Annotated in this window: 17 protein-coding genes; 13 read left to right on the forward strand and 4 right to left on the reverse strand. The window is 69.0% G+C overall.

Annotation, left to right across the window (positions count from 1 at the left end):
* Together sucD and G6N14_RS01975 are read left to right on the forward strand one after the other, a co-directional pair.
* The gene (gene sucD / locus G6N14_RS01970) at positions 1 to 903 is read left to right on the forward strand and encodes a succinate--CoA ligase subunit alpha (RefSeq protein WP_085135056.1); all 903 of its coding nucleotides are present in this window, start codon (positions 1 to 3) and stop codon (positions 901 to 903) included.
* Positions 904 to 992: 89 nt separating this feature from the next.
* Positions 993 to 2525, forward strand: a complete 1533-nt coding sequence (locus G6N14_RS01975) for an acetyl-CoA acetyltransferase (protein WP_085135057.1) — start codon at positions 993 to 995, stop codon at positions 2523 to 2525.
* A gap of 2 nt (positions 2526 to 2527) precedes the next feature.
* Here G6N14_RS01975 and G6N14_RS01980 read toward each other — a convergent pair whose 3' ends face one another.
* The gene (locus G6N14_RS01980) at positions 2528 to 3376 is read right to left on the reverse strand and encodes an LLM class F420-dependent oxidoreductase (protein ID WP_085135058.1); all 849 of its coding nucleotides are present in this window, start codon (positions 3374 to 3376) and stop codon (positions 2528 to 2530) included.
* Positions 3377 to 3533: 157 nt separating this feature from the next.
* Here G6N14_RS01980 and G6N14_RS01985 point away from each other — a divergent pair, with 157 nt between their 5' ends.
* The 5 genes from G6N14_RS01985 to purH all read left to right on the forward strand — a co-directional run bounded on the left by G6N14_RS01985 (position 3534) and on the right by purH (position 8788).
* Positions 3534 to 4430, forward strand: a complete 897-nt coding sequence (locus tag G6N14_RS01985; protein ID WP_085135059.1) for a DUF5336 domain-containing protein — start codon at positions 3534 to 3536, stop codon at positions 4428 to 4430.
* A gap of 45 nt (positions 4431 to 4475) precedes the next feature.
* Positions 4476 to 5933 carry a cell division protein PerM gene (locus tag G6N14_RS01990; RefSeq protein WP_085135100.1) on the forward strand — a complete coding sequence of 486 codons (1458 nt, stop codon included), beginning with the start codon at positions 4476 to 4478 and terminating at the stop codon, positions 5931 to 5933.
* 86 nt (positions 5934 to 6019) lie between these two features.
* Positions 6020 to 6490, forward strand: coding sequence for a hypothetical protein (locus G6N14_RS20735; protein WP_234808854.1), 471 nt, complete (start codon positions 6020 to 6022; stop codon positions 6488 to 6490).
* A 109-nt stretch (positions 6491 to 6599) separates the two neighbouring features.
* On the forward strand, positions 6600 to 7226 hold the full coding sequence (gene purN / locus G6N14_RS02000; RefSeq protein ID WP_085135060.1) for a phosphoribosylglycinamide formyltransferase: 627 nt from the start codon (positions 6600 to 6602) through the stop codon (positions 7224 to 7226).
* Positions 7223 to 8788, forward strand: a complete 1566-nt coding sequence (gene purH, locus G6N14_RS02005) for a bifunctional phosphoribosylaminoimidazolecarboxamide formyltransferase/IMP cyclohydrolase (RefSeq protein ID WP_085135061.1) — start codon at positions 7223 to 7225, stop codon at positions 8786 to 8788. The genes purN and purH overlap by 4 nt, the downstream gene beginning before the upstream one ends.
* Before the next feature lie 30 nt (positions 8789 to 8818).
* Here purH and G6N14_RS02010 read toward each other — a convergent pair whose 3' ends face one another.
* Positions 8819 to 10192 carry an HNH endonuclease signature motif containing protein gene (locus tag G6N14_RS02010; RefSeq protein WP_163787001.1) on the reverse strand — a complete coding sequence of 458 codons (1374 nt, stop codon included), beginning with the start codon at positions 10190 to 10192 and terminating at the stop codon, positions 8819 to 8821.
* 181 nt (positions 10193 to 10373) lie between these two features.
* Here G6N14_RS02010 and G6N14_RS02015 point away from each other — a divergent pair, with 181 nt between their 5' ends.
* Both G6N14_RS02015 and G6N14_RS02020 read left to right on the forward strand, forming a co-directional pair.
* Positions 10374 to 12149: an N-acyl-D-amino-acid deacylase family protein gene (locus G6N14_RS02015; RefSeq protein WP_085135600.1), complete on the forward strand. Its 1776-nt coding sequence runs from the start codon at positions 10374 to 10376 to the stop codon at positions 12147 to 12149.
* A 3-nt stretch (positions 12150 to 12152) separates the two neighbouring features.
* Positions 12153 to 12740 carry a TetR/AcrR family transcriptional regulator gene (locus G6N14_RS02020; protein WP_085135599.1) on the forward strand — a complete coding sequence of 196 codons (588 nt, stop codon included), beginning with the start codon at positions 12153 to 12155 and terminating at the stop codon, positions 12738 to 12740.
* Positions 12741 to 12750: 10 nt separating this feature from the next.
* Here G6N14_RS02020 and G6N14_RS02025 read toward each other — a convergent pair whose 3' ends face one another.
* Positions 12751 to 13782, reverse strand: coding sequence for an alpha/beta hydrolase (locus G6N14_RS02025; RefSeq protein WP_085135598.1), 1032 nt, complete (start codon positions 13780 to 13782; stop codon positions 12751 to 12753).
* 91 nt (positions 13783 to 13873) lie between these two features.
* Between G6N14_RS02025 and G6N14_RS02030 the strand changes: the two genes are divergently transcribed.
* Both G6N14_RS02030 and G6N14_RS02035 read left to right on the forward strand, forming a co-directional pair.
* Entirely contained in the window at positions 13874 to 15262 is a 1389-nt protein-coding gene (locus tag G6N14_RS02030; RefSeq protein WP_085135619.1) for a sigma 54-interacting transcriptional regulator, read from the forward strand.
* Positions 15255 to 17285 (forward strand): vWA domain-containing protein, encoded by a 2031-nt coding sequence (locus G6N14_RS02035; RefSeq protein ID WP_085135597.1) that lies wholly within the window; start codon positions 15255 to 15257, stop codon positions 17283 to 17285. Before G6N14_RS02030 ends, G6N14_RS02035 begins: the two co-directional genes overlap by 8 nt.
* Positions 17286 to 17312: 27 nt before the next feature.
* Here the strand turns inward: G6N14_RS02035 and G6N14_RS21340 are convergent, their stop codons facing one another.
* Positions 17313 to 18668 (reverse strand): PPE family protein, SVP subgroup, encoded by a 1356-nt coding sequence (locus tag G6N14_RS21340; protein WP_085135596.1) that lies wholly within the window; start codon positions 18666 to 18668, stop codon positions 17313 to 17315.
* A 328-nt stretch (positions 18669 to 18996) separates the two neighbouring features.
* Here G6N14_RS21340 and G6N14_RS02045 point away from each other — a divergent pair, with 328 nt between their 5' ends.
* Both G6N14_RS02045 and G6N14_RS02050 read left to right on the forward strand, forming a co-directional pair.
* A complete protein-coding gene (locus G6N14_RS02045; RefSeq protein WP_085129131.1) occupies positions 18997 to 20016 on the forward strand; it encodes a HAMP domain-containing sensor histidine kinase in 1020 nt (339 codons plus the stop codon).
* Positions 20013 to 20684, forward strand: coding sequence for a response regulator (locus G6N14_RS02050; protein ID WP_234808909.1), 672 nt, complete (start codon positions 20013 to 20015; stop codon positions 20682 to 20684). The genes G6N14_RS02045 and G6N14_RS02050 overlap by 4 nt, the downstream gene beginning before the upstream one ends.
* Positions 20685 to 20897 lie beyond the last annotated feature (213 nt).

The raw sequence follows: 20897 nt of genomic DNA on the forward strand, positions 1-20897 counted from the left end.
ATGTCGATCTTTGTCAACAAGGACAGCAAGGTCATCGTCCAGGGCATCACCGGTGCCGAGGCCACCAAGCACACCGCGCGGATGCTTGCCGCCGGCACCCAGATCGTCGGCGGGGTCAACGCCCGCAAGGCCGGCACCACGGTCGGGCACTTGAACAAAGAGGGCCAAGAGGTCAATTTGCCGGTGTTCGGCAGCGTGGCTGAGGCGATGGAGAAGACCGGCGCCGACGTGTCGATCGCGTTCGTGCCGCCGAAGTTCGCCAAAGACGCGATGATCGAGGCCATCGACGCCGAGATTCCGCTGCTGGTCGTCATCACCGAGGGCATCCCGGTGCAGGACAGTGCCTACGCGTGGGCCTACAACGTCGACAAGGGCACCAAGACCCGCATCATCGGGCCGAACTGTCCGGGCATCATCACCCCCGGCGAGTGCCTGGTCGGCATCACCCCGGCCAACATCAGTGGCAGCGGCCCCATCGGGCTGGTGTCCAAGTCGGGCACCTTGACCTACCAGATGATGTTCGAGCTGCGGGACTTCGGGTTCTCCACCGCCATCGGCATCGGCGGCGACCCGGTCATCGGCACCACCCACATCGACGCCATCGAGGCGTTCGAGGCAGACCCCGACACCAAGGTCATCGTGATGATCGGTGAGATCGGCGGCGACGCCGAGGAGCGGGCCGCCGACTACATCAAGGCCAACGTCACCAAGCCGGTCGTCGGCTACGTGGCGGGCTTCACCGCGCCGGAGGGCAAGACCATGGGCCACGCCGGTGCCATCGTGTCGGGCTCGTCGGGCACCGCGGCCGCCAAGCAGGAAGCGCTGGAGGCCGCCGGGGTGAAGGTGGGCAAGACGCCGTCGGCCACCGCCGCGCTGGCACGGCAGATCCTCGAGAGCCTGTAGCTGGTTTTGGCAGCGAGCAGACGCAGAATCGCACGCAAGCAGGGCTTGCAGCGCGATTCTGCGTCTGCTCGCCGTAATGAGGTGAGTACATGAGCATCGATCCGCGCACTCCCGTCGTGGTGGGTGTTGGCCAGGCCGCTGAGCGCCTTGACGACCCCGACTACCGCGCGATGTCGCCGGTGCAGCTGGCGGCTGCCGCCGCCCAGGCCGCACTGCAGGACTGCCGTGCGAGTGCGGCGGAGGTCGCTTCGGCCATCGACACTGTGGTGGCCACCCGGCAGTTCGAGATCTCGATCCCGAACATCCCTGCCCCGCTGGGGAAGTCGAACAACTTTCCGCGGTCGGTCGCGCGCCTGATCGATGCCGAACCGGCCCGAGCGGTTCTGGACAAGGTGGGCGGTCAAGGGCCCCAGGCGCTGCTCACCGAATTCGGCGGCGAGATCGCGGCGGGCGCTTGCGACGTGGTGCTGCTGTGCGGATCCGACGCGACGTCGACGCTGCGTCACTTCGCCAAGGCAGACGACAAGCCGGATTTCAGCGAGACCGTCGAGGGTCAGCTCGAGGACCGCGGCTACGGCCTGGAGGAGTTCGTCGAGCACTACACGGTGATGCACGGCCTGACCAGTCCGGCGGTGCAGTACGGCCTGTTGGAGAACGCCCGGCGGGCCCGGCTGGGTCTCGGCACCGCCGACTATCTGCAGGCCATGGGGGAGCTGTTCGCCCCGATGACCAAGATCGCCGCCAAGAACCCGTTCTCGGCTTCGCCGGTCGAGCGTTCGGTCGATCAACTGGTCACCATCAGCGCCGAGAACCGGATGATTTGCGACCCCTACCCGCGGCTGCTGGTGGCGCGCGACCAGGTCAACCAGGGCGCAGCGGTGCTGCTGATGTCGGTGGAGGTCGCCCAGCGCCTGGGTGTGCCCGAAGACCGCTGGGTGTACTTGCACGGGCATGCCGCGCTGCGTTCGCAGCGTCTGCTGGATCGCCCTGATCTGGGCGCCTATCCGGCGGCGGTGACGGCCACCACCGAGACGCTTGAGATGGCGGGCATCGGCTTCGACGAGGTGGCGGCCATGGACCTCTACAGCTGCTTCCCGGTGCCGGTCTTCGCCATGTGCGACGCCTTCGGTCTTTCCGCCGACGACCCGCGCGGCCTGACCCTGACCGGCGGCCTACCCTTCTTCGGCGGCGCCGGCAACAACTATTCGATGCATGCGATCGCCGAGGCCGTCGCCTTCGTCCGCAGTGCCCCAGGGCAATTCGCCTATGTGGGCGCCAACGGCGGCATGATGAGCAAGTACGCGGCCGGGGTGTACTCGACTACCGCGGTGCCGTGGACGCCAGATCGCAGCGCCGAATTGCAAGCCCAGATCGATGCCGCGCCGGCGGTCCCCGTCGTCGAGCGAGCCGAAGGCCCGGCCACCATCGAGACCTACAGCGTTCGCTACGACTGGGAGACCCGCACCGGGATCATCATCGGCCGCCTGGACAGCGACGGCAGCCGGTTCCTGGCGACGACCGAGGACGAAGGCCTGGTGGCCTTGTTGTCCGACGGCGAGCCGCTGGGTGCCGCGGTGACCGTGCACGCCTTCGACTACGGCAACCGCTGCTCCCTGCGCTGAGGTCAGCTGCTGAGCCCCAGCTTTGCGGCCAGCCGTTCGACGTAAGCGGCCACCTCCGACTCGGACTTGTCCGGCAGGCCGAACAGTGTTTCGGTGACACCCAACTCGGCCCAGTGCGCCAACTTCTCGGGCACCGGCTTGAAGTCCAGCGCCACGATCTGCGGCGCTCCGTCACGGCCGGCCGCAGCCCAGGTGTCCTGCAGAAGCTTCACGGGCGCGTCGATGTCGAAGTCACGCGGCGTGGTGATCCAGCCGTCGGCGCTGCGGGCGATCCACTTGAAATTCTTCTCCGTTCCGGCGGCACCCACGAGCACCGGAACGTGCGATTGCACCGGTTTGGGCCAGGCCCAGCTCGCGCCGAAGTTCACAAATTCGCCCTCGTAAGACGCCTCCTCCTGCGTCCACAAGGCCCGCATGGCCTCCAGATACTCCCGCAGCATGGTGCGCCGCCGCCCGGGCGGCACGCCATGATCGGCCAATTCATCGGTGTTCCAGCCGAATCCGACACCGAGACTGACACGGCCTCCGGACAGGTGATCCAGCGTGGCGATGGATTTCGCCAGCGTGATCGGATCATGCTCGACCGGCAGCGCCACCGCGGTAGACAACCGGACTCGCGACGTCACCGCACTCGCGGCGCCCAAGCTGACCCACGGGTCCAAGGTGCGCATGTAGCGGTCATCGGGCAGCGACTCGTCCCCGGTGGTCGGGTGAGCGGCTTGCCGCTTCACCGGAATGTGCGTGTGCTCCGGCACATAGAAGGTGGTGAAGCCGTGATCGTCGGCGAGTTTGGCGGCCGCTGCCGGGTCGATTCCGCGGTCACTGGTGAACAGTACGAGCCCGTAATCCATATCCGTGATTAGAACGTGTTCCTGTTTCCCGGGCAATGGGGGGGTCCGGTATCGCACGGCGTTGAGGCACCGGGAAAACCCCCAAGTGCGCTAGCGTGGATGGTCGAAGCGCGCCGCACCGCCCAGAAACGTCCTGCCCACAAGCACAGGAGAGGTCATGACCTACTCGCCCGGGACTCCCGGATTCCAGCCTTCTCAACCGTCAGGCCCCTACGGGCCGGCGACCCCGTCGTTTGCCAAGACGGGCGGGGAGGAGAGCAGATTGCCGCAGTATCTCCAGATCGCGGTGGTGGTGTTGGGGCTGGGTGTTTACCTGGCGAACTTCGGACCGATCGTGACCATCACCGACGTCGACTATCCGCTGGTCCTCAGCGATGCCGGCAACACGGTGCCCCTGGCCGTGCTGGCTGCGCTGCTGGCCGGGGTGGCGTTGCTGCCCAAGGCGAAGAACTTCACCGCGGTGGTGGCCGTGGTCGCGGCGTTGGGCGCCCTGCTGGCCATCTCGACCATCGCCGAGGCCAGCGGTAGCTACGCCATCGGCTGGGGGCTGTGGCTGATCCTGGTCTTCAGCGTCCTGCAGTCCGTCGCCGCGACGGGGGTGCTGCTGCTGGAAGCCGGTGTGGTGACCGCGCCGACGCCGCGCCCCAAGTACGACCCCTACGCCCAGTACGGGCTGCCGCCCGGCGGTAGCTACTACGGCCAGCCGGGCCAGCAGCAGGGCTACGGCCATCAGGGTCCCCAGAGCCAGCAGGCTCCGCAGCAGTCCGGCTACCCGTCCTACGGCGGCGGCTACCCGTCGGCGCCCGGCAGCGGCGGCTTCGGCGCGCAGCAGTCGCCGTCGTCCGGTCCGTTCAACGCCGGCGGCCAGCAGTCCGCGCAGCACGGGCCGCCCACCCCGCCAACCGGATTCCCTTCCTACAACCCGCCTTCGACCGGCGGTTCGGCGAGCTCCTCCACCGGCGGCCAGAGCGCGTCCGGTTCGGGTCAGAGTTCGACGGGCGGCCAGCAGTCGCAGGGCGGCGGCTCCGCCTCGTCGGGGCCGTCGCAGCCCTAGTCACCTCCCGCGCGCCGAGTTGATCGTGCTCGTAGCGTGACTTCGGTGATCGGCGGCAAACCCGGCTCCAACCCGACGCGCGACCTTTTGCGGGTCGCCTTCGCCCCGTCGGTCGTGGCGTTGACGGTCATCGCAGCGGTGACGCTGCTGCAGTTGCTGATCGCGAACAGCGACATGACCGGCGCGTCGGGCGCCATCGCCAGCATGTGGCTGGGCGTGCATCAGGTGCCGATCTCCATCGGCGGCCGGGAACTGGGCGTCCTGCCGCTGATGCCGGTGCTGCTGATGGTGGCCGGAACCGCGCGCACCACGGCGCAGGCGACGGCCCCGGGCGCCTCGTGGTTCGTCACCCGCTGGATCGTGGCCTCGGCGCTGGGGGGCCCGCTGCTGATCGCGGCTGTCTCGCTGGCGATCATCCACGACGCGGCGTCGGTCATCACCGAACTGCAGACCCCGAATGCGCTGGGCGCCTTCGCCCACGTCCTCGGCGTGCACGCGATCGGCGCGGCGCTCGGTGTGGGGACCCGGGTGGGCCGGCGGGCGCTGGCGGAGTTGCGTCTTCCGGATTGGCTGGGGGACTCGGTGCGGGCCGCGGTGGCCGGCTTGCTGGCGCTGTTCGGCCTGGCCGGGGCGGTGACAGTGCTCTCGCTGATCTGGCACTGGGGCACCATGGACGAGCTCTACGCGATCACCGATTCCCTGTTCGGTCAGCTCAGCCTGACCCTGCTGGCCGTGCTGTATGTGCCCAACGTGTTGGTGGGCGCGACCGCGATGGCGGTCGGCTCCAGCGCGCACATCGGGCCCGCGATATTCAGCGCTTTCACCGTGCTGGGTGGCGACATTCCGGCACTGCCCATCCTGGCCGCAGCGCCCACGCCTCCCCTGGGGCCGGCGTGGGTGGCGCTGCTCATCATTGGGGCCGCCTCCGGGGTGGCCGTCGGGCAGCAGTGCGCCCGCCGGCCGCTGCCGCTGGGCCCGGCGTTGGCCAAGGTGGCCGCAGCGGCCCTGATTGCGGCGGTGGTGATGGCGCTGCTCGGCTTTGCCGGTGGGGGGCCGCTGGGCAACTTCGGTGACGTCGGGGTGGATCAGCTGACCTTCGGGCCGGCGGTGTTCGGATGGTTCGCCGCGATCGGCGCGCTGACGGTGGTGATGATCGGGGGCGTCCGGGCCGACGCGGTGGTGTCGCCGCAGCGAGTATTGCCGCCGGCCCCGGTGCGCCCCGCCGGCCCGGTCGCCGAGCCGGGCGGTCCAGTCGCCGAACCGAGCCCGGCGCCGGCTGCCGAGGATCCGCCCGGGGAACTCTTCGAGCCCGAGGAGATGTTCGACGCCGACTTCGAACCGGAGTTCGCCCCGGAGCAGGTGGCGCAGGACGTCGAGGTGAATTGGCCGCCGGCACCGGAGCCGTCGCGCAGGGTCCAGGCCCATGCGCCGACCGAGCCGCCCGGGCCGCTGGAAGACCCGGAAGACCTCATGTTCACCGACGACGACGGATACGACCGCTAAAAAGAGGACTTCGGTCCCTTATATATGGGGCCGCCGGCTGATCGGATGGAGGGTGCCGCCCGTCCCACCGCCAGCCAGGGGCCGACATGACCGACGTCGTCAGTACGCAACCCGCCGAGGTGAACCTCCCGTGCAGCACCGGGCGGCCCAGCCTGCGCATGCTGGCCGGTGCCCGGGCGGAGATGCTGGCCGGGCGCATTGTGCCGCCGAGCCATGAGCCGGTGCTCGACGTCGTCGCGCTGATCTGGGTGGATGGCGTTGAGACGGGGTTGGCGATGAGCGAGCCGCCAGCGGGGACACTCGGCCTGACCGACGACCTGGCGGAGGCCCTCTACGACGAGCTGGCCGGCGCGGGGTTCTGCAGCGAATACGCCGAGTTCCCGGAGTTGGACGACCCCGACTTCCAGGAGCTGGCATCCCGCCGGGTCGGCAAGCTCGCCAAGGCCGTCCAGCCGATCGGCCATCCGGACGTGACTTGGGACATGGCCGAGATCTGGACGGACGGTGTGGCGGCCGCGCTGCGGGTCGTCCGCCGGGGGGCGCAGCACCGGCCCTGACGTCCGGGGATCGGGGTCCGGGCGGGTCGGAACGCGCCGGCCCGGCGCCGACGGCGCTGCGGGGCCGCGTCGTCACCGCAGGGCGGTGCAACCATTAGGCTCAGTCACCGTGCAACCGATCCATGTGGCTCCCAGCGTCCCCGCCCGGCTGGTGGTGCTGGCGTCGGGCACCGGGTCGCTGCTCGAGTCGCTGCTGGCCGCAGCGGTGGCCGACTATCCCGCGCGGGTGGTCGCCGTCGGCACCGACCGGGACTGCCGCGCGGTCCAGATCGCCGAGGCGGCCGGCCTGCCGGTGTTCACCGTGCGGATGGGTGACTATCCGAACCGGGCGGCATGGGATCTGGCCCTGACGGAGGCCACCGCGGCGCACAGCCCCGACCTGGTGGTCTCGGCCGGATTCATGAAAATCCTCGGATCGCACTTCCTGTCCCGATTTCTGGGGCGCACCGTCAACACCCACCCGGCGCTGCTGCCGGCGTTTCCGGGTGCGCACGCAGTACCTGACGCGCTGGCCTACGGGGTCAAAGTCACCGGCTGCACCGTGCATCTGGTGGACGCTGGAACCGACACCGGGCCGGTGCTGGCCCAGGAGCCCGTCGCCGTGCTCGACGGCGACGACGAAGACACTCTGCATGAACGAATCAAGACAGTGGAGCGCAAGCTCCTGGTGGACGTGCTGGCCGCCTTGGCGACCGGTGGCGTGACCTGGACCGGACGAAAGGCAACCCTAGGATGACCGACGGCAAGCGACCGATTCGTCGGGCGTTGATCAGCGTCTACGACAAGACTGGACTGGTCGAGCTGGCCGCCGGCCTGCACGCCGCCGGCGTGGACATCGTCTCCACCGGATCGACAGCTAAGTCGATTGCGGCCAAGGGTATTCCGGTAACGCCGGTCGAGCAGGTGACCGGTTTCCCGGAGGTGCTCGACGGTCGAGTCAAGACGCTGCACCCGCGGGTGCACGCCGGTCTGCTCGCCGACCTGCGCAAGCCCGAGCATGCTGCGGCGCTCGAGGAGCTGGAGATCGACGCGTTCGAGCTGGTGGTGGTCAATCTGTACCCCTTCAGCGAGACCGTCGCGTCCGGGGCCGGCGAAGACGACTGCGTCGAGCAGATCGACATCGGGGGCCCCTCGATGATCCGGGCGGCGGCCAAGAACCACCCGAGCGTGGCTGTGGTCGTCGATCCGCTGGGCTACGACGGGGTACTGGCCGCGGTCAAGGCCGGCGGATTCACCCTGGAACAGCGCAAGCGATTGGCGGCATTGGCGTTTCGGCACACCGCCGAATACGACGTCGCGGTTGCCGGCTGGATGACCTCGACGCTGGCGGCCGAGGAGCCGCAGCAGGACCTGCCGGAATGGTTCGGGCGCACCTACCGCCGCTCCGCGCAGCTGCGCTACGGCGAGAACCCACACCAGCAGGCCGCTCTCTACTGTGACGGCAGCGCCTGGCCGGGCCTGGCCCAAGCGGAGCAGCTGCACGGAAAAGAGATGTCCTACAACAACTTCACCGATGCAGACGCGGCGTGGCGGGCCGCGTTCGATCACGAAGAGACATGCGTGGCCATCATCAAACACGCCAATCCGTGCGGTATCGCGATCTCGGCGATCTCGGTGGCCGACGCGCACCGCAAGGCCCACGAGTGCGACCCGTTGAGCGCGTTCGGCGGGGTGATCGCGGCCAACACCACGGTCAGCGTGGAGATGGCCGAGTACGTCAGCACCATCTTCACCGAGGTGATCGTCGCGCCCGCTTACGAGCCGGGTGCTGTCGAAATTCTGGCCCGCAAGAAGAACATTCGCGTGCTGTTGGCCTCCGAGCCGCTGCGCGGCGGCGCCGAGTGGCGTCAGATCAGCGGCGGCATGCTGATGCAGAGCCGCGACAGCCTCGACGCCTCCGGCGACAACCCGGTGAACTGGACGCTGGCCACCGGATCGCCCGCTGACCCGGCCACGCTGGCCGACCTGGTCTTCGCCTGGCGGGCCTGCCGTGCGGTCAAGTCCAACGCGATCGTCGTCGCGGGCGATGGAGCCACCATCGGCGTGGGCATGGGACAGGTCAACCGCGTCGACGCGGCCCGGCTGGCCGTGGAGCGCGGCGGTGACCGGGTGGCCGGTGCGGTCGCGGCCTCCGATGCGTTCTTCCCGTTCCCCGACGGGCTGCAGACACTGACCGCGGCCGGGGTCAAGGCGATTGTGCATCCGGGCGGTTCGGTGCGCGACGACGAGGTGGCCGCGGCGGCCGCCGAGGCAGGCATCACCCTGTATCTGACCGGCGCGCGGCACTTCGCGCACTAGGTCCAGCTGGGTCCAGCTGGGACCCGTCATTTAGGGCCCGTCGTCCTCGTCGCCGGAACCGTAGTCGCCCAGCAGTTTTTCGGGGTGGTGGTAGCGGTTGATGCGGGGTTGGCCGTGGTCGAGGTGCGGTGGGGGCAGGGTTTTGGTGGTGCCGTTGGGGTGTTTGCGGGTTTTCCAGCCGCCTGAGGTGATGAGTTGGTGGTGGGGGCCGCAGCGCAGGGTGAGGCCGTCGATGTCGGTGCGGCCGGTGCTGGCGTAGTCGGTGTCGTGGTGGACTTCGCAGAGGTAGCCGGGGATGGGGCAGCCCGGGTGGGAACAGCCGCGCTCTTTGGCGTGCAACACGATGCGCTGTCCCGGTGTGGCCAGGCGTTTGGTGTGAAACAGGGCCAGTTCTTGAGCGCCGTGGTAGATCCGCAGGTAGTGGTGGGCGTGCGATGCCATGGCGATGACGTCGGACATCGGCAGCCAGGTGCCGCCGCCGGTGTGGGCTTTGCCGGTGCCGGATTCCAGGTCGGTCAGGGTGGTGGAGACGATGAGGGTGGCCGGCAGGCCGTTGTGTTGGCCGAGGTCGCCGGAGGCCAGCAGGGCGCGGCCCATGGCGGTCAGGGCGTCGTGGTTGCGTTGTGCGGCGCTGCGGGTGTCGGTGTCGATGGCGGCTTGGCCGGGGGTGCCACTGGTGCAGGGGATGGCGTCGGTGGGGTTGCACATGCCGGGGGCGGCCCAGCGGGCCAGGACGGCGTCGAGGGTGGCGCGGGCCTGGGGGTCCAGGTGGCCGGTGATGGGGCTCATGCCGTCGCGGTCTTGGGAACCGAGGGTCAGCCCGCGGCGGCGGGCCCGCTGCTCGTCGGTGTGGTTGCCGTCGGGGTGTAGGTGGTCGGCCAGGCGCTGGGCGAGCTTGGTCAGCTCCTCGGGCCGGTAGTGCGTGGCCAGCTCGGTCAGGTGGCGTTCGGCGTGGGTGAGGGTGCCGGGGTCGATGTCGGGAGGCAGGTAGCTGAAGAAGGAGCGGATCACCGCGATGTGGGCGGGGCTGATCTGTCCGGCGCGTTGAGCGGCTGACACCGCGGGCAGCACCGGTTCCAGCGGTTCGCCGGTGAGGCTGCGCCGGGCACCGAGTTCGGCGGCCTCGGCGATGCGGCGCCCCGCCTCGCCCCGAGTCAGGTGCAGTTCGTCGGCGAGCACCCAGCGAGGTTTACCGCCGATCTCGGTGGGCTCGGTGGCGGCCACCCGGTTGACCAGAGGATGTTCCAGTGCCGGCAACCGCCGCCGCAGCTTCTCGCAGCGCTGTAACAGTGCCAGGCATTCCCGCGGGGTCAGCGCCTCGAAGTCCAGATCCAGTGCCCGATCCAGGTCAGCTGAGAGTGCGTCGAAGACTTCGACGACCTCCTCGCGACCATTCGAACGCATGTGCTAATAGTAGCGGCGACCACCGACAAGTCACTGCACTCATCCACAGCCAAAACTGCAGTGACGCAAGTGATTAGAGTGACCATCGCCCACCGGAGAGGCTCGGCGGCCGGGCGTCGACTCTTGACAGAAAGATTGTAGGCGCTCACTATCTATCTCAACTTCGAAGTGGGGAGACGTCGTGGCCTATGACGTGATCATTCGTAACGGACTGTGGTTCGACGGGCTGGGCAACGTCCCCCAGGTCCGCACCCTGGGCATCCGCGGCGGTGTGGTCGCCGACATCGCCGCGGGGGAGCTGGACGAGAGCGGCTGCCCGGAGGTGATCGACGCGGCCGGCAAGTGGGTGGTGCCGGGCTTCATCGACGTGCACACCCACTATGACGCCGAGGTGCTGCTGGACCCGGGTCTGCGGGAGTCGGTGCGTCACGGCGTCACCACGGTGCTGCTGGGTAACTGCTCGCTGTCGACGGTGTACGCCGAGTCCGAGGACGCCGCCGACCTGTTCAGCCGGGTCGAGGCGGTCCCGCGCAAGTTCGTCCTGGACGCGCTGCAGTCCAAGAAAACCTGGTCGACGCCCGCCGAGTACGTTCGCGCCCTCGAGGAATTGCCGCTCGGGCCCAATATCGGCTCCATGCTTGGACATTCGGATCTGCGGACCGCGGTGCTCGGCTTGGACCGCGCCACCACCGAGGGCGTGGTGCCCACCGATGCCGAGCTGGAGAAGATGGCCGCGCTGCTCGACGACGGGCTGCAAGCCGGGCTGCTGGGAATGTCGGGGATGGACGCGCCGATCGACAAGCTCGACGGCGACCGGTTCCGGTCCCGGGCATTGCCGTCGACGTTCGCCACCTGGCGCGAGCGCCGCCGGTTGATCAAGGTCTTGCGCAAGCGCGGCCGGATGCTGCAGAGCGCGCCGGATGTCCGCAATCCCTGGACGGCTTTGAACTTCTTCCTGGCCAGCAGCGGAATGTTCGGGCGGCGGCGTGGAGTGCGGATGAGCCTGCTGGTCTCCGCCGACGCCAAGTCCGCACCGGGGGCGGTGCGGGTCTTCGGTCCCGGTGCCCGCCTGCTCAACGCGGTGCTCGGATCCAGCGTGCGATTCCAGCACCTGCCGGTGCCCTTCGAACTGTATTCCGACGGAATCGATCTGCCGGTGTTCGAGGAGTTCGGCGCGGGGACGGCCGCACTGCACCTGCGCGACCAGCTGGAGCGCAACGAGTTGCTGGCCGACACCCAATACCGCCGCCGGTTCCGCAAAGCCTTCGATCGCAAGAAACTCGGACCGAGCTTGTGGCACCGCGATTTCCACGACGCGGTGATCGTCGAATGCCCGGATGCCGGCCTGATCGGCAAGAGTTTCGGGCAGATCGCCGACGAGCGCGGACTGCACCCCCTCGACGCGTTTCTGGATGTGTTGGTGGACAATGGTGAACGTAACGTTCGCTGGACCACCGTGGTGGCCAACCACCGGCCCAAGCAGCTGGACAAGCTGGCCAACGAGCCGGTGATCCACATGGGCTTCTCCGACGCCGGCGCGCACCTGCGCAACATGGCCTTCTACAACTTCTCGCTGCGCCTGCTCAAGCGAGTGCGCGATGCCGAGGCGGCCGGGCGGCCCTTCATGAGCATCGAGCGGGCGGTGTACCGGCTGACCTCCGAAGTCGCCGACTGGTTCGGCTTGGCCGCCGGAACACTGCGCGAAGGAGACCGCGCCGACTTCGTGGTGATCGACCCGGCGGGCCTGACCGACGCGGTGGACGCCTATCACGAGGAGAAGGTGCCGTTCTACGGGAACTTGAGCCGCATGGTCAACCGCAACGACGACGCCGTCGTGGCGACCGGGGTGGGCGGGGCCGTGGTGTTCCGCAAGGGGCAGTTCTGTGACGGCTACGGCGAGACGCTGAAGTCGGGCCGTTTCCTGGGCGCCGGATCACCTGAGCTGCAAGCGGTATAGCGCGTGGCCAGAACCCAGCAGCAGCGCCGCGAAGCCACTGTCGCCGGCTTACTCGACGCCAGTATCGCCACCATCGCCGAGATCGGCTACGCCCGGGCGTCGGCCAAGGTGATCGCTGCGCGGGCCGGGGTCTCCGACGGGGCCTTGTTTCGGCATTTCGCCACCATGGGCGACTTCATGGCGGCCACCGCGCGGGAGGTGCTGCGGCGTCAGCTTGAGCAGTTCGACAAGCAGGTGGCGCAGATCCCCGCGGAGGTGCCCGCACTGGAAGCGGTGCTGTCGGTGCTGCGTGACCTGACCGCGAACTCCACCAACGCGGTGCTCTACGAACTGCTGATCGCCGCGCGCACCGACGACAAGCTGCGTGCGGTGCTGCGCGACGTGCTGGCCGAATACGGCGACAAGATCTGCGACACCGCCAGGGCGCTGCCCGCCGCCGACGCTTTTCCGCCGGAGGTATTCCCGAATGTGGTTGCCCTGCTGACCAATACCTTCGACGGGGCGGCGATCGTCGGCGCGGTCCTGCCGCAGCCGGAGATCGAGGCCAAGCGCATTCCGCTGCTGCTCACCCTGTTGGCCGGCGAGGTCTAGAAACCGCCGTTCAGGCGCTTTCGGGGTCGGCCCACCTCGGCCCGGGTTGCTCGCAGCCGGTGAGGTAGCCGACGAAGTCGGCGATCTCTTCGACCGCCCGGCGAGCGTCGGGGTTGACGTCGAAGCTGAGCTGGAACATGTGCAAAGCGCGATCCCAGATCTGAACCCAGTTCGGCACACCGGCGGCGGTGAGTTTGTCGGCCAGCACAAAGGCGTCGTTGCGCAGCATCTCGTCGTTGCCGACCTGCAGCAGGAACGGTCCCAGTCCGCGCAGCTCCGCCTCGGGCGGCATCACCGGCAGCTCGCGCGTGCCGTTCACCGTGGCGAACACCCGGTAGATGAACATGAACGCCATGAACGGAAAGAACGGGTCGCGGTGGGTGCGCGCAGCCTGGCGCTTGATCTCCATGTCCGCGGAGGTCAGCGGTGACATCAGCACCTGACCGGCGGGCGCCGGAAGCCCGGCGTCGCGTGCGGCGAGCGCGGTGTTGACCGCCATCAGACCACCCGCCGAATCCCCGGCCACCACAATGCGATCCGCGGTGAATCCAGCCTCCAGCACATGCCGGTAGGCGCACAGCCCGTCGGCGACGGCCTCGTCGATACCGGCCAGCGGCGCCAGCCGGTAGCCGACGTTGAACACCTTCGCGCCGGTGGCTTCGGAGAGCTTGCTGGCGAAGCGGCGGTGCGAGTTGAGGCCGAGGGTCACCAGCGCCGAACCGTGGAAGTACACGATCGCCCGGTCCGAGTCGCGGGCGCCGGGGGCCACGACCCATTCCGCCGGGCAGTCGGTCAGCCGCAGCGGCGTCACCTCGGTCCCCGGCAGCGCGCGAATGTAGCGCAGCGGCTGGTCGATGAGGTCCAGCCGGGCCCGTTGCATTGCGGCCGGCCAGAATCGGTTGACGACCAGACCGATCAGCGTCAGCGCTGCGATCGAGGTGCGCAAAAAGATCGCGGCGGCCACCGCCAGTACGCGGGCCTGCCAGGAAGCCGGACCGAAATACGTCTGAGCCGGTCGTTCACGCCAATCCGGTAGGTGCACGGTACCGATGGTACCGGGTACTTGGGTCGGCGATAAGCCGGGAGGTCGTGACGGACCTTCGCGCCCGTCGTAGCGTGGAGTGGTGACCGCGCTGAATGTCCCGCACGATCTGCCCAAAACTGTCGGCGAGCTGCGTGCCGCCGGCCATCGTGAGCGGGGGGTGAAACAGGAGATCGCCGAGAACCTGCTGGCGCGCCTCGGGGCCGGGGACGACGCCGCGGCCATCTGGCCCGGAATCTTCGGTTTCGACGAGACAGTGCTGCCGCAGCTGGAGCGTGCGTTGATCGCCGGTCATGACATCGTCCTGCTCGGCGAACGCGGGCAGGGCAAGACCCGGCTGCTGCGTGCCCTGACCGGACTGCTCGACGAGTGGACGCCGGTGATCGCCGGAGCGGAACTCGGTGAGCATCCGTATTCGCCGATCACGCCGGAGTCGGTCCGGCGGGCCGCGGAACTCGGCGACGACCTGCCCGTTGCCTGGCGCCATTGCAGCGAGCGTTACACCGAGAAACTGGCCACGCCCGACACCAGCGTCGCCGATCTGGTCGGCGACATCGACCCCATCAAGGTGGCCGAGGGCCGCAGCCTGGGGGACCCCGAGACCATCGCCTACGGGCTGATCCCGCGGGCCCACCGCGGGGTGGTCGCCGTCAACGAGCTGCCCGACCTTGCCGAGCGCATCCAGGTGGCGATGCTCAACGTCATGGAGGAGCGCGACATCCAGGTGCGGGGCTACACACTGCGGCTGCCGCTGGACGTGCTGGTGGTCGCCAGCGCCAACCCGGAGGACTACACCAACCGCGGCCGCATCATCACGCCGCTCAAGGACCGCTTCGGCGCGGAGATCCGCACGCACTATCCGCTGGAACTCGACGCCGAAGTCGGCGTGATCGCCCAGGAAGCGCACTTGAGCGCCCAGGTGCCCGACTACCTGCTGGCGGTGCTGGCCCGCTTCGCGCGCTACCTGCGTGAGTCCCGCTCGGTGGACCAGCGCTCCGGCGTCTCAGCGCGTTTCGCGATCGCCGCCGCGGAGACGGTCGCCGCCTCGGCGCGGCATCGCGGCGCGGTGCTGGGCGAGACCGATCCGGTGGCGCGGGTCGTCGATCTGAGCACCATCATCGACGTGCTGCGCGGAAAGCTGGAGTTCGAATCCGGCGAAGAGGGCCGCGAACAGGCGGTGCTGGAGCACCTGCTGCGTCGGGCGACCGCCGATACCGCATCGCGGGTGCTGGGCGGGATCGACGTGGGGCCCCTGGTGGCGGCGGTCGAGAACACCGCGGTGACCACCGGGGAACGGATCTCGGCCAAGGCAGTGCTGGCGGCGCTGCCGGATCTGCCGGTGATCGATGCCGTCGCAACGCGCTTGGGGGCCGAGTCCGACGGCGAACGCGCGGCGGCACTCGAATTGGCTTTGGAAGCACTTTATTTGGCCAAGCGCATCGACAAGACGTCTGACGAGGGCGAAACCGTCTATGGCTAAAGGCCATCCGTTTCGGGCTTCACGGTATTCGGCCTACAGCGGTGGGCCGGATCCGCTTGCGCCTCCGGTAGACCTGGCCGAGGCGCTGGAGGAGATCGGCCGTGACGTCATGGAGGGGACTTCGCCCCGGCGAGCGCTGCAGGAGCTCCTGCGCCGGGGCACCAAGAACCTGACCGGGGCCGACCGGCTTGCCGCCGAGGCGCAACGGCGGCGCCGGGAACTGTTGCGCCGCAACAATTTGGACGGCACCTTGGCCGAGGTCAAGAAGTTGCTCGATGAAGCGGTGCTCGCCGAGCGCAAGGAGCTGGCCCGCGCGCTCGACGACGATGCCCGCTTCGGGGAGATGCAGCTGGAGGCGTTGTCGCCGTCACCGGCCAAAGCGGTGCAGGAGCTGGCGGACTACAACTGGCGCAGCAGTCAGGCCCGGGAGTCCTACGAGAAGATCAAGGACCTGCTGGGCCGCGAGATGCTCGACCAGCGTTTCGCCGGAATGAAACAGGCGCTCGAAGGCGCGACCGATGCCGATCGGCAACGGGTCACCGACATGCTCGACGATCTCAACGACCTGTTGGACAAGCATTCGCGCGGCGAAGACACCCCGCAGGACTTCCAGCAGTTCATGGACAAACACGGCGAGTTCTTTCCGGAGAACCCCCGCACCGTCGAGGAGTTGCTGGATTCGCTGGCCAAGCGTGCGGCGGCGGCACAGCGCTTCCGCAACAGCCTCAGCGAGCAGCAGCGCGCCGAGCTGGATGCGTTGGCCGAGCAGGCCTTCGGCTCCCCGGCGCTGCAGCAGGCGCTGGGACGTCTGGACGCGCACCTGCAGGCGGCCCGACCCGGCGAGGACTGGGCCGGCTCGGCGGAGTTCTCCGGCAACGACCCGCTCGGCATGGGGGAGGGCGCCCAGGCGCTGGCCGACATCGCCGAACTCGAACAGCTGGCCGAGCAGCTGTCCCAGGCATATCCCGGTGCGAGCATGGAGGACGTCGACCTCGACGCACTGGCCCGCCAGCTCGGCGACCAGGCCGCGGTTAACGCGCGAACCCTCGCCGAGCTGGAACGCGCCCTGCTCAATCAGGGATTCCTCGACCGCAGCTCCGACGGGCAGTGGCGACTGTCGCCCAAAGCGATGCGCCGGCTCGGCGAAACCGCGCTCCGCGATGTGGCCCGCCAGCTTGCCGGGCGCCGGGGCGAGCGCGACCACCGCCGGGCCGGTGCGGCAGGTGAGTTGACCGGGGCGACCCGGCCCTGGCAGTTCGGCGACACCGAGCCGTGGAACGTCACCCGGACCCTGACCAACTCGGTGCTTCGGCAGGTCGCCGGCAATTCAGTGCGGCTCGACGGAGGAGAGGCCGAATCCACGCGGCGCATACCGGGCGGTCGCCTGTCGATCAGCGTCGACGACGTCGAAGTCTCCGAGACCGAGACCCGCACCCAGTCGGCTGTGGCGCTGCTCGTGGACACGTCGTTCTCGATGGTGATGGACAACCGCTGGCTGCCGATGAAGCGCACGGCGCTGGCGCTGAACCACCTGATCAGCACCCGGTTCCGGTCAGATGCTTTGCAGATCATCGCATTCGGCCGCTATGCACGCACCGTGACCGCGGCCGAGCTGACCGGTCTGGAGGGCGTCTACGAGCAGGGCACCAACCTGCACCACGCGCTGGCGCTGGCCAGCCGGCATCTGCGCCGGCACCCCAACGCCCAGCCGGTGGTGCTGGTGGTCACCGACGGGGAACCGACGGCGCACCTGGAGGACTACGACGGACGCGGCACGGCCGGTCCCGCGGTGTTCTTCGACTACCCGCCGCACCCGCGAACCATCGCCCACACCGTCCGGGGCTTCGACGACGTCGCCCGGCTCGGTGCACAGGTGACGATCTTCCGGCTGGGCGATGACCCCGGCCTGGCCCGCTTCATCGATCAGGTGGCGCGGCGGGTCCAGGGCCGGGTGGTGGTGCCCGAGCTCGGGGGACTGGGCGCAGCCGTGGTCGGCGACTACCTCAGGTCGCGGCGCCGATAGCCCGCGCCTGCCGGTGGCCGGGCCTGGTCATCGGCTCAGCAGCCGGCGCTTCTGTTCGGCGAACTCCTCACCGGACAGGTAACCGGCATCGTGCAGTTCGCCCAGTTCACGGATCCCGGCCGCCAGTTCGGCCACCGAGGCCAGCGGGGTGTGCGCCGGGCTCGTCGGCTGGCCTGCCAAATCGGAGGACGGCGCGCCCGCCCGTGCGGCCGCGGGTTCCGCGGGCGGTTTGGCCGAATCCCCGCGGCGCTGGTTCATCGCGCCGGCCAACGCGCTGCCGCCCATCCCGGCCAGAGCCATCTGCCCGAATGCCGCTCCCAGACCGGCCGGCGAGGCGGCCGGTGCGGCAGTCAGCGGTGTCGAGAAGCTGGCGTGGCGGATCTCCGGCGCCGTCTCGGCCCAGCTGATGGGCACCGAGAGCGCCCCGAGGGGGAAGCCCTCGCCGATGGCCGACACCACCGGCACGTGGGGAACGCGGAGGCTGTCGATCGAGGGCAGTTCGGCGTGCGCGCCCAGCTGGTCCAGGGCTTCCAAGATATTTCGTTGACCAGCACGGAGGATGTCCTGGGTGTCGAAGATCTCGCGCGAGTCCTGCTCGGAGAAGTGCATCGCGGCACCCGACAGCCACACGCCGAGGACCGACATGGGAAGAGCGATCCCCAGGGCGGTCTCGTCGGCGATGACACTGAGCCACTGGAAGATTTCCGGGGGACTCTCCCCAAGCAGTCCGGCCAGAGCGGGCAGCGGCGTCTGGGACTCCGCCGGACCGGCCGCCGGCAGGGCGGACGCCAGCCGGGCGCCCAACGTCTGTGCCATGTTGGCCGCGGAACTTCCGTTCTGGCTCAGCGGCCCCGCGGGGTTGGCGGTCTGCGGCGGCGGGGCGAACGGCTCCAGTTCTCGGGCGGACTGCGACAGCGCGGCGTAGCTGTACATCGCGGTGGCGTCTTGGGCCCACATCTCGGCGTACTGGGCTTCGGTGGCCGCGATGGCCGCGGCATTCTGGCCCAGCACATTGGTGGCCAGCAATGTCATCAACTGCGCACGATTGGCCGCGACCGCCGACGGGGGCACCGTCAAGGCGAACGCCGCCTCGTAGGCCGCCACCGCCGCCTTGGCCTGCATCGCCACTTGCTCGGCCTGACCGCCGGTGGTGTTCAACCAGGCCGTGAAGGGTGTGGCCGAGGCCACCATGGCGGTGGCCGAGGGACCCCACCAGGCCGCGCTGGTCAACTCGGCGATCACCGATTCGTAGGCGGCGGCCGCCGCATGCAGTTCGGCGGCCAGCCCGCTCCAGGCCGTCGCGGCGGCAAGCATCGGCCCCGCGCCGGGACCGGTGTACATCAGGCCGGAGTTGACCTCCGGAGGCAATGCCGCGAAATTCATTGGCTAGGCACGCCGGTTGCGGCGTTCGTAAGCGCGGCGGAGCCGGGCGCTGCGGGACGCCGCGCTCGGGTACAGCAGTCCATGGCAGTCGAATCCCTCCGGTCGCGGGTCGTTGGCGGTGTGACGATCGATCTAACCCGCCGGGCGCTTCGCCAGTACGCTCGACACTCCGGGGTGGCAAACGTCTCGACAATGCGGCCAAGACCGGCGCACTGGGCTTTCCTCCATTGTCCGTTCGAGCCGACGCCTCGCCATGGTGTTTGACTCCCATTCGGGGGCTGCGGCAACCCGTATGGACAACGTGGGCCGGGCAGAACAGGGTGGTGATATGGGCCGTTGGACGGGGCTCGTCGACCGGTTCGGGCGACGAGCGAGTGCGCCGCCCGCGCGGGGACTGTTTCGTCGGGTCGTTGCGATCAACGGTCTGGTCTTCACGTTCGGCACCCTGGTACTGGCGATGTCGCCGGCCACGGTGTCGGGGCCCGCGCAACTGGCCGAGATCCCCGTCCTGGTGGTCGGGCTGGCCGTCGTGGTCGGGGCCAACGCGCTGCTCTTGCGATCCAGCCTGGCCCCGCTGGATCGGCTGGCCGCGTCGATGCGGCGGGTCGACCTGCTGCGGCGCACCGACCGGGTCGACGACCCTGGGGCCGGCGATCTACATGACCTGATGGCATCGTTCAACGCGATGCTGGACCGGCTGGAGACCGAACGCGCTGCCTCGAGTGCCCTGGTGCTGGCCGCGCAGGAGAACGAGCGCCAACGAATCGCCAGGGAGCTGCACGATGAGATCGGCCAAACGTTGACGGTGGCTCTGCTCACCCTCAAACGGGCCGTCGATGCCGCGCCCAGCGGGATACGCGCCGACCTCGCCGAGGCTCAGGAGACGGTGCGCGCCAGCCTCGACGAGGTGCGCGGTATTGCCCGCCGGCTGCGCCCGGACGCACTGGAAGACCTCGGCCTGCTCAGCGCTTTGCAGGCGCTGTTCAACCAATTCACCCAGGCGACCGGGATCGATGTGGTCAAAGACATCGCCCCCCAGTCGCAACGGTTGGACCCCAACGTGGAGTTGGTGTGCTACCGCATAGTGCAGGAGAGCGTGACCAACGTCGCCCGGCATGCCGGCGCCCACAAGGTCTGGCTGGACCTGAACGTCGACCCCGCCGGGCAGCTGACGCTGCGGATCCGTGACGACGGCGTCGGGGGGGTGAGCGCCGAAGGCGCCGGCATCACCGGCATGCGCGAGCGTGCCCTGCTGGTGCACGGCACCCTGACCATCACCTCCCCGCCCGGCCAGGGCACCGAGATCCAGCTGGTGGCGCCCGCGGCACCGGGGGCGGCGCCGTCATGATGCCGACCCAGCCGACAACCCAGGCGGCGCGCATCCTGCTCGCCGATGACCACGCCCTGGTCCGTAGCGGGCTGCGGATGATCCTCGACGCCGAGCCAGATCTGTCCGTCGTCGCCGAGGCCGCCGATGGTGCCGAGGCGCTGGCAGCGCTCCAGGAAACGCCCGTCGACCTGGCCATTCTGGACATCGCCATGCCGAGGATGACGGGATTGCAGGCCGCCCGGGAGATCAACCGCAACTTTCCCCACGTGCGGATGCTGATGCTGTCGATGCACGACAACGAGCAGTATTTCTTCGAGGCGCTCAAGGCCGGCGCCTCGGGCTACGTGCTGAAGTCGGTCGCCGACCGCGACCTGCTCGAGGCCTGCCGGGCGACCATACGCGGTGAGCCGTTTCTGTACGCCGGTGCGGTGACAGCGCTGATCCGGGACTATCTGCACCGGGCGCGGCACGGCACCACCTTGCCGGAGACGATTCTGACGCCGCGCGAGGAGGAAGTGCTCAAGCTCATCGCCGAGGGCCTCTCGGCGCGTGAGATCGCCAAGACCCTGGGTATCAGCGCGAAGACCGTCGACCGCCACCGCACCAACACGCTGCAGAAATTGGGCCTGCGTGACCGCCTGGCGCTGACCCGGTACGCCATCAGGACCGGGCTGATCGAACCGTAACCACCGCCCCCAGATGCCCATGAGGGTTCGGCCCCCGGCCGAATGGGGGTTGCGTTCCATGGCGCGGTATCGCTGCGGCTCACAGACTGAATTGAAAGAGTTGTGGCGAGAGACTACGGAGCCGTGCCGAAACGCGTCCGGGTTATCCTCTAGCCGTTACCTGGATGTAACTGAACGCGTAACTGAACGCATCGACTTAAACGAAACGGCACG

The sequence above is a fragment of the Mycolicibacter hiberniae genome (assembly GCF_010729485.1).
In the GTDB taxonomy this organism is placed as follows: Bacteria; Actinomycetota; Actinomycetes; order Mycobacteriales; family Mycobacteriaceae; genus Mycobacterium; species Mycobacterium hiberniae.